We start from the raw sequence: 12,936 nt of genomic DNA, 5'->3' as shown, positions 1-12,936 counted from the left end.
GTTCCCATCGTTCATGTTCAATGGGTGGGAGCATACCGTGTCAGCGTGTTACTGCCCACCGCCCTGCCAGCCACCACCCAGGCTCTGGATCAACGCCACGCTGCCCTGGCTGAGCTGGCCCTGGGTGTCGCGCAGGTTCTGCTCGGCCTGCAACAGCACCAATTGCTGGGTCAGTACGTTCTGAGTGCTCACCGTACCCGCCTGCTGCTGGGCCTGCTGGCTGCCGAACAGTTGCTGGTTGCGCAGAAAGATCTGCTCATAGGCCTGGGCCTGGCTTTGCAGGTGGTTGAGGGCCGAAAGGTTGTCCTCCACGTTCTGCAGCGCCGTGAGCACCGCGCTGCGATAATTGGCCGCATCCTGATCGTACGTGGCCTGGGCTTCAGTGACCGCCGCGCGCCGGGCGCCGCCATCGAAAATGGTCTCGGCCAACGCCGGGCCTAGCAGCCACACACGGTTGGGCAGCGAAAACAGGCCACCCAGTGCGCTGCCCCGGTAGCCGCCCTCGGCGCTCAAGGTCAGGTTGGGGTAAAACGCCGCCTCGGCCACGCCGATACGCGCGTTGGCCGCCGCCGCGGTCCGTTCGGCGGACACCACATCGGGGCGCCGTTGCAGCAGGCCCGACGGTAGCGTCAGCGGTGGGCGCAACACGGCGAAGGTATAGTCGGCCTGAGGTGCCAGGGTGAACTGTGCCGGCGCCTGCCCCACCAATACCGCCAGGGCGTGCTCGTATTGTTCACGCGAACGCTGGGAGCCCTGCAGGTCGGCGACCACCGTGGTCAACTGGTCCTGGGCCACCAGCAATTGGTCATTGGTGGCGGTGCCCTGGGTAAACTCGGCCTGGATCATGGTCTGCAACTGCTGGTCGATGGCCTGCTGTTGCTGCAACAGGCGAATATCCAGGTCCAGCTGGCGCACCGCGAAATAGTCGGTGGCCACGTTGGCGGCGATGGACAGCCGTACCCCGGCCAGCAAGGCATCGGACGATTGCGCCAGGGCATTGCTGGACTCGATGCCGCGGCGCACCTGGCCCCACAGGTCCGGCTCCCAACTGGCCGTGAGGGTGGCGCTGACCGATTGGTTGACGCCGCCCGCCACCGCCGCCTGGCCGCCGGAGGAACCGGTATCGCCCTCCCCGCGCGTGCCGGACACGCCGACGCCAAGGGTCGGCCACAGGCTGGCGCGGCTGGCGGCCACCTGCGCCCTGGCCAGACGATAGGCCGCCTCGGCGGCGATGATCGACTGGTTCGCCGTGGTCGCCTGCGCAACCAAGCGGTCGAGGGTGGCGTCGTGGTAATCGCGCCACCACTGGCTGCCCAGGGCCCCCTGGGGGTTGGCCGCGGCCCGCTCGAACGCCGCGCCCTCCTTGAAGCTCTGAGGCAAGGGCTGTTCGGGCCGGTGGTAATCGGGCCCCACCGCGCAGCCGGCCAGTGCCAGCAGCAACGCCATGGCGGTCAGGGTACGCATTCAAGCCTCCTTGCCGGGCCGGCGCAGGCGCGCCGAGGCCCGGTCGAGCCACAGGTAGATGACCGGCGTGGTGTACAGCGTCAGCACTTGGCTGAACACCAGGCCGCCGATGATCGAAATGCCCAGCGGCCGGCGCAGTTCCGAGCCATAGCCATGGCCGAGCACCAGCGGCAAGGCGCCGAGAATGGCTGCCAGGGTGGTCATCATGATCGGCCGGAAGCGGATCAGGCACGCGCGGCGAATGGCCTCGTCGGCCGCCAGCCCCTGGTCACGGCGCTCGGTGATGGCGAAGTCGATCATGATGATGGCGTTCTTCTTGACGATGCCGATCAGCAGAATCACCCCTACCAGGGCGATGATCGACAGCTCGGTGCCGGTCACCAGCAGCGCGATCAATGCCCCTACCCCGGCTGACGGCAGGGTCGAAAGGATGGTCAGCGGGTGCACCAGGTTCTCGTACAGAATACCCAGCACGATGTACACCGACACCAGTGCGGCGACGATCAGCAGCGGCTCGCTGGCCACCGAGGCCTGGAACACCTGGGCAGTACCGGCGAACTGGCCGGTGACGCTGGCCGGCATGCGCAATTGCGCCACGGCGTTGTCCACCAGCACCGTGGCCTGGCCGATGGACACCCCAGGCGCCAGGTTGAACGACAGCGTCACCGCCGGAAAAGTACCCTGGTGGCTGATGGAGATGGCCGTGCGCTCGATGCTGTAGTTGGCCATCGCCGACAAGGGCACCAGTGCCGAACTGGCGATGCTCGGCGCCGTTCCACGCGCGGTGGCGCTCACCGCGCCCACGGGCACGTAGATGGATTTCAGCGCCAGCGGGTCGCGCCAATAAGGCGGGGCCAACTCCATCACCACATGGTACTGGTTGGCCGCGCGGTAAATGGTGGAGACCTGGCGTTGGCCGAAAGCGTCGTACAACGTCTGGTCCACGGCCGCCACGCTCACCCCCAGCCGTGCGGCGCTGTCGCGGTCCACGTGGAGGTTGGCGAGCAGGCTGTTGTCCTGCTGGTCGGTGTTGAGGTCCGTCAACTGCCCCAAAGGTTTCAATACCGCCATGACCTTTGGCACCCAGGTGTCCAGGTCGGCCTGGTCATCGGCGGTCAGGGTGTACTGGTACTGGGCACCGCTCTGGCGGCCGCCCACGGTGATGTCCTGGGCCGACTGCAAATACAGGCGCGTGCCGGGCATGGTGCCCAGGGCTCGGCGGATCTGCCCGATCACCTCGTCGGCGCCCGCGGTGCGCTGGTTCAGCGGCTTGAGGGTGATGAACAGTTGCGCGCTGTTGATCGCCCCACTGCCACCGCCACTGCCGCCCACGAAACCGCCGACGTTCTCGATGTTGGGGTTGCGCATCACCGTGCCGTTGATGCGGTCGAAACTCTGCTTCATGGCACTGTAGGACACGCTCTGGGCGGCGAGGATCGAGCCTTGCAGGCGCCCGGTGTCTTCCTGGGGAAAGAAGCCCTTGGGAATCAGCACATAAAGCACGGCTGCCAGCGCTACCACCAGCAAGGTCACCAGCCCGGCCAGCAGCGAATGGTCGATGACCCACCCCAGTGTGCGCCCATAGAAGCGGTGGAAACGCGAGTCCGGGTGGTCGCCTGCCTGCCCCGGCTCCTTGGGCGCACGCAGCAGCACCGCGCACAGGCTGGGAGTGACGGTGAGCGACACCACCATGGAAATGACGATGGCCACCGACAGGGTGATGGAGAACTCGCGAAACAGCCGGCCGACGATGCCGCCCATCAACAGCAACGGAATGAACACCGCCACCAGCGACACGCTGATGGTCAGCACGGTGAAGCCCACTTCACTGGCGCCCTCCAGCGCCGCTTGCAGGCGGCTGGCGCCCTGTTCCAGGTGGCGCATGATGTTTTCCACCACCACGATGGCGTCGTCCACCACGAAACCGGTGGAAATGGTCAGCGCCATCAGCGACAGGTTGTTCAGGCTGTAGCCCAGAAAGTACATGGCACCAAAGGTGCCCAGCAGTGACAGCGGCACGGCGATGGCCGGCACCAGGGTGCTGCGCCAGTCGCGGAAAAAGCAGAAGGTCACCAGGGTGACCAGCAGCACCGAGATCACCAGGCTCACTTCCACATCGTGCAGCGAGGAGCGGATGGTGGTAGTGCGGTCCATGAACAGGTTGAGCTTGATGCCGTTGGTCAACGAGCCTTGCAGAAACGGCAGCGAAGCCTTCACCCCGTCCACCGTGTCGAGCACGTTGGCACCCGGTTGCTTGAACACCACCAGCAACACCGCCGGCTTGCCGTTGGACAGGCCGAAATTGCGCAGGTCCTCGACGTCCTCACGTACATAGCCAAGGTCCGCCACGTGCACCACGTCGCCGTTGCTCTGCTTGACCACCAGGGTGGCGTAGTCCGCCGCCTGGTAGAGCATGTCATTGGCACCCAGGGTGTAGTGGTTGCCGCCACTGGCGACGGTGCCCTTGGGCAGGTTGGTGTTGGCGTCGGCGATCACCCCGCGCACTTGCTCCAGGCCCACCCCGTAATGGCTGAGGCGGTCGGGGTTGAGCTCGACACGCACCGCCGGCAAGGCACCGCCACCGACGATCACGTCGCCCACGCCAGCGGTCTGCAACAGGCGCTGTTGCAGCACGGTAGAGGCCACGTCGTACATTTGCCCGGGCGTGGCGGTGGCCGAGGTCATGCTTATGATCAGAATGGGCGAATCGGCCGGGTTGACCTTGCGGTAGGTGGGGTTGCCGGACAGGTCGCTGGGCAGGTTGGTCCGCGCCGCATTGATGGCCGCCTGCACGTCGCGGGCGGCGCCATCGATGTCACGGTTCAGGTCGAACTGCAGGTTGATGCGAGTGGCCCCCAGGGTGCTGGACGAGGTCATCTGGGTGATGCCGGAAATCTGCCCGAACTGGCGTTCCAACGGAGTGGCCACCGAAGTGGCGACGGTGCTGGGGTCGGCGCCCGGCAGGCTGGCGCGCACGCTGATGGTGGGAAAATCCACCTCGGGCAACGGCGCCACCGGCAGCAGGTTGAACGCCAGCAGACCGAACAGCGCCAGGCCCATGGCCAACAGGACGGTGGCGATGGGGCGCTGGATGAACGGCGCCGAGAGATTCATGGCGCTGGCGCTTCAGGGCTCGCCCGACCACCGCCCAGGCGCCGCTCCAGGCTGTTCATGGCCAGGAAGATCACCGGGGTGGAAAACAGCGTCAGTAATTGGCTCAGCAGCAGCCCGCCGATGATGGCGATGCCCAGCGGGTGGCGCAGCTCCGAACCAATGCCCGTACCCAGGGCCAGTGGCACCGCGCCAAACAGCGAGGCCATGCTGGTCATCAGAATAGGCCGGAAGCGCAACTGCGCCGCCTGGCGAATGGCGGCGGTGGCGTCCAGCCCTTCATTGCGCTGCAGTTCCAGCGCGAAGTCGACCATCATGATGCCGTTCTTCATGACGATACCGATCAGCAGCACGATGCCGATCAAACCGATGATGTCGAACTGGGTGCCGGTCAGCCACAACGCCAGCAAGGCCCCCAGTGCCGCCGACAGCAGGGTGGACAGAATGGTCACCGGGTGCACGAAGCTTTCGTACAGGATACCCAGCATCAGGTACACCACGACGATGGCGGCCAGCACCAGGAACAGCTGGTTGCCCAGGGACGACTGAAAGGTCGCCGCCGCGCCTTCCAGTTGTGCCTGCACCGTAGCGGGCAGGCCGACCTGCCGTTCGATCTGCGCCAGGCGCGTGACCGCCGCGCCCAGGGTCTGCCCCGGCGCCAGGTTGAATGACACATCGGCGTAGGGGAACTGGCCCTGGCGGTTGAGGGTGACGGGCACGCGCACCACCTGTTGCGTGGCCATGCTCGACAGCGGCGCCACCCCGCCGCTGGCGGTGTCCACGTACAGGCCCGTGAGCAGGTCGGCGAGGTTGCCGGGCTGGCGGTCACTGGCCAGCACCACGTGGTACTGGTTGAGCTGGGTATAGATGGTCGACACCTGGCGCTGGCCGAAGGCATCGTACAGCACATCATCGATGGCCTGGGGCGTGACACCCAGGCGCGAAGCCGTGGCGCGGTCGAAGGTCAGCTGTACCTGGTTGCCGAACTGCAAGGCCTGGCTTTGCACGTCGGCAAACAGCGGGTCCTTGCGCATGGCGGCGATCAAGGTAGTGGTCCACTGCTCCAGCACGCCGGTGTCGATGGCCTGCAGACCCAGGCGGTAGCGGGTGGTGGACACGGTGGAATCCAGGGTCAGGTCCTGCACACCATGCAGGTACAGGCGCATGCCGGCGTCGTCGCTGTTGGCGTCGGCCAGGCGGCGGATCACCGCCATGCTGCTGTCGCGCTCGCCACGGGGTTTGAGGTTGATCAGCAGGTTGCCCTGGTTGAGGGTTGGGTTGGTCTGGTCTATCCCCACGAAGGACGACAGGCTGGCCACCGCCGGATCCTTGAGAATGCGCGCGGCCAGGCGTTGCTGCTCGGCCTGCATGCGGTCGAAGGAAACGCTGGGCGCGGCCTGGGAAATACCCTGGATCAACCCGGTGTCCTGGTCGGGGAAAAACCCCTTGGGGATGCCCAGGATCAGCCACAGCGTCAGCAGCGCGGTGATGACCACCGAGATCAGCGTCAGCGCCTGATGCAGCAGCACCCAGTCCAGGCCACGCACGTACCAGTGATTGATGCGATCGAAAAAGTCCTCGCGACGGGCCTGGTGCCGGCTCTTCAGCAAACGCGCGCAGAGCATGGGGGTGAGGGTCAGGGTAATCAGCGCCGAGATGACGATGGTCACCGCCACCGTGGTGGCAAATTCGCGGAACAGCCGCCCCACCACGTCGCCCATGAACAGCAACGGGATCATTACCGCGATCAGCGCCACCGACAGCGAGATGATGGTGAAGCCGATTTGCGCCGCCCCCTTCAACGCCGCCTGCAAGGGCGCCTCGCCGTCCTCGATGTAGCGAGTGATGTTCTCGATCATGACGATGGCGTCGTCCACCACGAACCCGATGGCGATGGTCAAGGCCATGAGGGTCAGGTTATTCAGGGAAAAGCCCAGGGCATAGGCCACCGCCAGGGTGCCGATCAGGGTCAGCGGTACAGTGAGCGCCGGGATCAGGGTGGCGGCCAGGTCCCGCAGGAACACGTAGATGACGATCACCACCAGGACAATGGCCACGCCCAGTTCCAACTGCACATCCGTGACCGAGGCCCGGATGGTCTGGGTGCGGTCGGTGAGCACGTCCACCTTGAGGGTCGCCGGCAGGCTGGCACGCAAGGAAGGCAACAGGCGCTGCACGCGGTCCACCACCTGGATCACGTTGGCACCGGGCTGGCGCTGGATGTTCACCACGATGGACGGGGTGCTGTTGGTCCACGCGGCCTGGCGCGGGTTCTCCGGGCCCTGGATGGACGCGGCGACCTGCGCCAGCCGAATGGGCGCGCCGTTCTTGTAGGCAATCACCAGGTCGCGGTACTGGTCGGCCGATTGCAACTGGTCGTTGGCACCGATCGAGTACGCCTGAAAAGTGCCGTCGATGTTGCCCTTGGCCTGGTTGACGTTGGCATTGCCCAGGGCGGTGCGCAGGTCGTCCAGGGACAGGCCCAGCGCATTCAGCGCCGAGGTATTGGCCTGTACCCGCACGGCCGGTCGCTGGCCGCCGCTGAGGGTCACCAGGCCGACACCGGTGATCTGCGAGATTTTCTGCGCCAGCCGGGTGTCAGCCAGGTCCTGGATGCGGGTCAGGGGCAGTACGTCGGAAGTCAGTGACAGGGTCAGCACCGGCGCATCGGCCGGGTTGACCTTGCTGTACACCGGTGGGTACGGCAGGTTCGCCGGCAGGAAGGTACCGGCGGCATTGATGGCGGCCTGCACTTCCTGCTCGGCCACGTCCAATGACAGCGCCAGGTCGAATTGCAGGGTGATCACCGAAGCCCCGTCGGAACTGGTGGAGTTCATCGACTTGAGCCCCGGCATCTCGCCGAACTGGCGTTCCAGGGGCGCGGTGATGGACGAGCTGATGACCTCGGGGCTGGCGCCGGGGTATTGGGTGAAAGCCTGGATGGTGGGGTAGTCGACCTCGGGCAAGGCCGATACGGACAACAGGTGGTAGCCCAGCAGCCCCACCAGCAGCACCGCGACCATGATCAGTGCGGTGGCTACCGGCCGCTCGATGAACGGCCGCGAAATGTTCATGGCGTGGCGACCTTGACCGTCGAACCATTGTCGAGTTTGTCGGCGCCCTCGGTGACCACCTGCTCGCCGGGCTTGACGCCCTGGTCGAGCACTGCGGTGACATCACCCATGGCGGGGCCGAGCCTGATCACCCGCAACGCCACCTTGGTGCCATTGGCCACGAAGACGAAGTCGCCCTGGCTGCCGTGCTGGATGGCCTGGGTGGGCACCACCGCGACCTGCCTGAGCAGGTCGGCCTGCAGGCGGGCGTTGACGAACTGGTTGGGGAACAGATGGGTGCCGGGGGCCGTGAACTGCGCCTTGACCTTGACGGTGCCGGTGCTGGTGTCCACCTGGTTGTCCAACGCGAGCAAGGCCCCGGTGGCCAGCAAGTCATGCTTGTTGCGGTCATAGGCCAGTACCGCCACCGGCCCTTTCGCCATGGCCCGGTCGATGGCACCCAGGTCGTCCTCGGGCACGGCGAACACCACGGTGGCTGGCTGCAATTGGGTGATCACGGCGATGCCGGTACTGGTCTGGGGGTTCACGTAGTTGCCGGGGTCCACCAGGCGCAGGCCAACCACGCCATCCACCGGCGAGAAGATCGTGCAGTAACTGACCTGCACTTCCAGGTTCTGCACGCTGCCCTGGTCAGCCGCCACGGTGCCCTGCTGTTGCTGGACCAGCGAACGCTGGGTGTCGAGGGTCTGCTGGCTCACCGAGCCGACCTTGATCAACTGGCCGAAACGCACCAGGTCGCGCTGGTCGTTGGCCAACAACGCCTGGTCGTGCAACAGCACACCCCGGGCCTGGGCCAGTTGTGCCCTCAGCGCGCGGTCATCGATGCGAGCCACCACTTGGCCTTTGCTGACGTGCTGGCCTTCCTTGAAGGGTACGTCGGTCAGCAGCCCCGCCACCTGGGTCACTACCGTGACGCTGCGGGTGGGGATCACGGTGCCCAGGGCATCGATGTACACCGGCACGTCCTGCTGTTTCACCGCCACCACCGCCACCGGCTCCCCCGTAGGCGGCGGCTTGGGCGGGGCGCGATGGCCCAGCAGGTGCCAGGCCACGGCACCGGCCACCCACACCAGGGCAATGACCACGGCTATCACCAGACCACGTCTGCGCTTGGGCACCGGAGTACACCTCGTTGAACACAGGCCGCGAGTAATGGCCACTAGCCTGTTCCGCTCAAAAAATTCTAGCAGTGCCCCTTGCACACACCCGGCCAACCCCGATTTCATTCAGGCAGCGGACAGCTCGCCTTGCATTGAGCGGCGCGCAAGCACGGTGCTACCATGCCCCACCGCCCCAGCAGGCAAGGAACCATCGGGTTTATGAGCACCATTCGCGAGCGCAACAAAGAACTGATCCTGCGCGCGGCCAGCGAAGAGTTCGCCGACAAGGGCTTCGCCGCCACCAAGACCAGCGATATCGCGGCCAAGGCCGGGCTGCCCAAGCCCAATGTGTACTACTACTTCAAGTCCAAGGAAAACCTCTACCGCGAAGTGCTGGAGAGCATCATCGAGCCGATCCTGGCGGCCTCCACGCCGTTCAACCCTGACGGCGACCCCAGTGAGGTGCTCAGCGGTTACATCCGTTCCAAGATCCGCATTTCCCGAGACGTGCCAGCGGCGTCGAAAGTCTTCGCCAGCGAAATCATGCATGGCGCCCCGCACCTGAGCCCCGACCAGGTGCAGCAGCTCAATGCCCAGGCCAAGCACAACATCGAGTGCATCCAGACCTGGATCGAGCGCGGCCAGATCGCCCATGTCGATGCCCACCACCTGATGTTCAGCATCTGGGCCGCGACCCAGACCTACGCCGACTTCGACTGGCAGATCGCCGGGGTCACCGGCAAGGCGCGGTTGGACGAAAGCGACTACGAAGCGGCGGCACAGACGATCATTCGCATGGTGCTCAAAGGGTGCGCGCCAGACTGAAGACCGTGCCGCCTGCTTCCAGAGCTTCGTCCGACCTTACACGGACGAAGCTCGCTCAAACGCCCGGGTCCGCCACCCACCCCGACGCTTCGATGGCACTCACCGCACACCGCTCATCCACATCCGACGCATCGCCGCTGATACCCACCGCTCCCACCACCACGCCCTGCTGATCACGAATCAGCACGCCACCCGGCGCTGGCACTACCCCCCCCTGCCCCAACCCGTTCAACGCGGCGAAAAACGCCGGGCGCTGCTGCGCGTCCGTGGCCAGCAATCGCGAGCCCTTGCCCAGGGCAATGGCGCCCCAGGCCTTGCCGATGGCCACGTGTGGCCGCAGCAGGCTGGCACCGTCCTGGCGTTGCAGGCTGATCAAATGCCCACCACTGTCCAGCACCGCCACGGTGAGCGGTGCAGCATCGAGTTCATGGCCCGTGGCCAGGGCGTGTTCGGCGAGGCGGTTGGCGGCGGCCAAGGTAAGGGTAGACATCGGCAGATCCTCTTCAGTGAAAAATCGACTCGACAAATAGAACACAAACAAAAATATAATTGTATACAATCTAGAAAATAAAGCCTGTAAGCGCCATTCTTCGGCAAACGCGAAAAGGGTTTGACCAGACGCCACTGCCGTGAATACACTCGAACGAAAAGCCACTTGTATACAATTACAAAACACAAAGAGGCACAAAACCATGAGCAAAATGAGAGCAATCGATGCAGCCGTTCTGGTGATGCGCCGCGAAGGTGTGGAAACCGCTTTCGGCATTCCCGGCGCTGCCATCAACCCGCTGTATTCGGCCCTCAAGAAAGTCGGCGGTATTGACCATGTACTGGCGCGCCACGTGGAAGGCGCTTCGCACATGGCCGAGGGCTACACCCGTACCCGCGCCGGTAACATCGGTGTGTGCATCGGCACGTCGGGCCCGGCGGGCACCGACATGGTCACCGGCCTGTACAGCGCCTCGGCCGACTCCATCCCCATTCTGTGCATCACCGGCCAGGCACCCCGCGCCCGGTTGCACAAGGAAGACTTCCAGGCCGTGGACATCACCAGCATCGTCAAGCCGGTGACCAAGTGGGCGACCACCGTGCTGGAGCCGGGCCAGGTGCCCTATGCCTTCCAGAAAGCCTTCTTCGAAATGCGCTCCGGGCGCCCCGGCCCCGTGCTGATCGACCTGCCGTTCGACGTGCAGATGGCCGAGATCGAATTCGATATCGATGCCTACGAACCGTTGCCGGTACACCGCCCGGCCGCCAGCCGCACCCAGATCGAAAAAGCCCTGGCCATGCTCGACCAGGCCGAGCGCCCGCTGCTGGTGAGCGGTGGCGGTGTAATCAACGCCGACGCCAGCGCCAAGCTGGTGGAGTTCGCCGAATTGACCGGTATCCCGGTCATCCCCACGCTGATGGGCTGGGGCACCATCCCCGACGACCACCCGCAGATGGTCGGCATGGTCGGCCTGCAAACCTCGCACCGCTACGGCAACGCCACCCTGCTCAAGTCCGACCTGGTACTGGGCATCGGCAACCGCTGGGCCAACCGCCACACTGGTTCGGTGGAGGTGTACACCGAGGGCCGGCGCTTTATTCATGTGGATATCGAACCTACCCAGATCGGCCGCGTGTTCACCCCAGACCTGGGCATCGTCTCCGACGCCGGCAGCGCCCTGGACCGCTTCCTGGAAGTGGCCCGGGAATGGAAAGCCAGCGGCCGTCTCAAGGACCGCAGCGCCTGGCTCGCCGACTGCCAGCAGCGCAAGGCCAGCCTGCAGCGCAAGACCCACTTCGACAATGTGCCGGTCAAGCCCCAGCGCGTGTATGAAGAAATGAACCAGGTGTTCGGGCAGGACACCTGCTACGTCAGCACCATCGGCCTGTCCCAGATCGCCGGGGCGCAATTTCTGCACGTGTACAAGCCGCGCCACTGGATCAACTGCGGCCAGGCGGGCCCCTTGGGCTGGACCATTCCGGCGGCGCTGGGCGTGGTCAAGGCCGACCCGTCGCGCAAGGTGGTGGCCCTGTCGGGCGACTACGACTTCCAGTTCATGATCGAAGAACTGGCCGTGGGCGCGCAGTTCCACCTGCCCTACATCCACGTGGTGGTGAACAACTCCTACCTGGGGCTGATCCGCCAGGCCCAGCGCGGCTTCGACATGGACTACTGCGTGCAGTTGGCCTTCGAGAACCTCAACGCCCCCGAGCTCAACGGCTACGGCGTGGACCATGTGGCCGTGGCCGAAGGCCTGGGTTGCAAGGCGCTGCGGGTGTTCGAACCCGCGCAGATCCAGCCGGCCTTGCGCAAGGCCCAGGCACTGATCGAGGAATTCAAGGTGCCGGTGGTGGTGGAAGTGATTCTGGAGCGGGTGACCAACATTTCCATGGGCACCGAGATCAACGCCATCAACGAATTCGAAGACCTGGCCCTGGTGGGCAACGACGCCCCTACTGCCATCGCCCTGCTCGACTGACCCTTCAAGGAGGCTTGTATGCCACGTTTCGCCGCCAACCTGTCGATGCTGTTCACCGAGCAGGACTTCCTCGCCCGCTTCAAGGCCGCTGCCGACGCCGGCTTCGAGGGTGTCGAGTACCTGTTCCCGTACGAATTCACCTCTGCCGAGCTCAAAGCGCAATTACAGGCCCATGGGCTGACCCAGGTGCTGTTCAACCTGCCGGCCGGTGACTGGGCCAAGGGTGAGCGCGGTATCGCCTGCCACCCCGACCGGGTCGAAGAATTCCGCGCCGGGGTCGACCTGGCCATCGCCTACGCCCAGGTGCTGGGCAACACCCAGGTCAACTGCCTGGCCGGCATTCGCCCCCAGGGCGTGGCCTGCGCCACGGTGGAAACCACCTTCGTCAGCAACCTGCGCTACGCCGCCGACAGACTGCAAGCGGCCGGCATCCGCCTGGTGATGGAGATGATCAACACCCGCGACATCCCCGGTTTCTACCTGACCACCACCGACCAGGCACTGGACATTCAGGCCAAGGTAGGCAGCGACAACCTGGCGTTGCAGTACGACATCTACCACATGCAGATCATGGAGGGTGACCTGGCCCCCACGCTGTCGGCGCACCTGGGCAAGATCAACCACGTGCAACTGGCCGACAACCCCGGGCGCCACGAGCCGGGCACGGGCGAGATCAATTACCGATTCCTGTTCGAGCACCTGGACACCCTTGGCTACCAGGGCTGGGTGGGCTGTGAATACAAACCGCTGACCACCACCGAGGCCGGCCTGGGTTGGCTAAAGACCCACAACGCCATCTAACCCACCGCAGGACCGGGAGACGCTCGGGAAGACCATGCCGCGCATGCCTGGACACCAGGCAGCGGCTGTCCCCGCGCCTCCCCAGGCCCTGCG

8 protein-coding genes are annotated in these 12,936 nt (G+C 65.2%); 3 read left to right on the top strand and 5 right to left on the bottom strand.

Translation table 11 applies throughout. From position 1 onward, the window contains the following. Positions 1-48 precede the first annotated feature (48 nt). From QBK88_RS11420 to QBK88_RS11405, 4 genes are read right to left on the bottom strand one after another with little or no spacing between them, the layout of a single operon-like run. The gene (locus QBK88_RS11420; protein WP_277962118.1) at positions 49-1,464 is read right to left on the bottom strand and encodes an efflux transporter outer membrane subunit; all 1,416 of its coding nucleotides are present in this window, start codon (positions 1,462-1,464) and stop codon (positions 49-51) included. Next, the gene (locus tag QBK88_RS11415) at positions 1,465-4,578 is read right to left on the bottom strand and encodes an efflux RND transporter permease subunit (protein WP_277962117.1); all 3,114 of its coding nucleotides are present in this window, start codon (positions 4,576-4,578) and stop codon (positions 1,465-1,467) included. Next, positions 4,575-7,649, bottom strand: coding sequence for an efflux RND transporter permease subunit (locus QBK88_RS11410; protein WP_277962116.1), 3,075 nt, complete (start codon positions 7,647-7,649; stop codon positions 4,575-4,577). Before QBK88_RS11410 ends, QBK88_RS11415 begins: the two co-directional genes overlap by 4 nt. After that, positions 7,646-8,713 (bottom strand): efflux RND transporter periplasmic adaptor subunit, encoded by a 1,068-nt coding sequence (locus QBK88_RS11405; protein WP_445764926.1) that lies wholly within the window; start codon positions 8,711-8,713, stop codon positions 7,646-7,648. The genes QBK88_RS11410 and QBK88_RS11405 overlap by 4 nt, the downstream gene beginning before the upstream one ends. A 255-nt stretch (positions 8,714-8,968) precedes the next feature. On the opposite strand from QBK88_RS11405, the gene QBK88_RS11400 reads away from it, so the two are divergent. Then, on the top strand, positions 8,969-9,574 hold the full coding sequence (locus QBK88_RS11400; protein WP_277962114.1) for a TetR/AcrR family transcriptional regulator: 606 nt from the start codon (positions 8,969-8,971) through the stop codon (positions 9,572-9,574). Between the two features lie 55 nt (positions 9,575-9,629). Here QBK88_RS11400 and QBK88_RS11395 read toward each other — a convergent pair whose 3' ends face one another. Then, positions 9,630-10,064 carry a GlcG/HbpS family heme-binding protein gene (locus QBK88_RS11395; protein WP_268149730.1) on the bottom strand — a complete coding sequence of 145 codons (435 nt, stop codon included), beginning with the start codon at positions 10,062-10,064 and terminating at the stop codon, positions 9,630-9,632. A 202-nt stretch (positions 10,065-10,266) separates the two neighbouring features. Between QBK88_RS11395 and gcl the strand changes: the two genes are divergently transcribed. Together gcl and hyi are read left to right on the top strand one after the other, a co-directional pair. Beyond that, a complete protein-coding gene (gcl, locus tag QBK88_RS11390; protein ID WP_268149729.1) occupies positions 10,267-12,042 on the top strand; it encodes a glyoxylate carboligase in 1,776 nt (591 codons plus the stop codon). Between the two features lie 18 nt (positions 12,043-12,060). Continuing rightward, a complete protein-coding gene (gene hyi / locus QBK88_RS11385) occupies positions 12,061-12,843 on the top strand; it encodes a hydroxypyruvate isomerase (protein ID WP_268149728.1) in 783 nt (260 codons plus the stop codon). The last annotated feature ends 93 nt before the right edge of the window (positions 12,844-12,936 follow it).

Origin of the sequence: Pseudomonas sp. RIT-To-2 (genome assembly GCF_029623465.1) — a bacterium.
GTDB classification, from domain to species: Bacteria; Pseudomonadota; Gammaproteobacteria; order Pseudomonadales; family Pseudomonadaceae; genus Aquipseudomonas; species Aquipseudomonas silvicola.
Note: the sequence above shows the minus strand (reverse complement) of the source record. Positions and strands in the feature narration are given on the sequence as shown.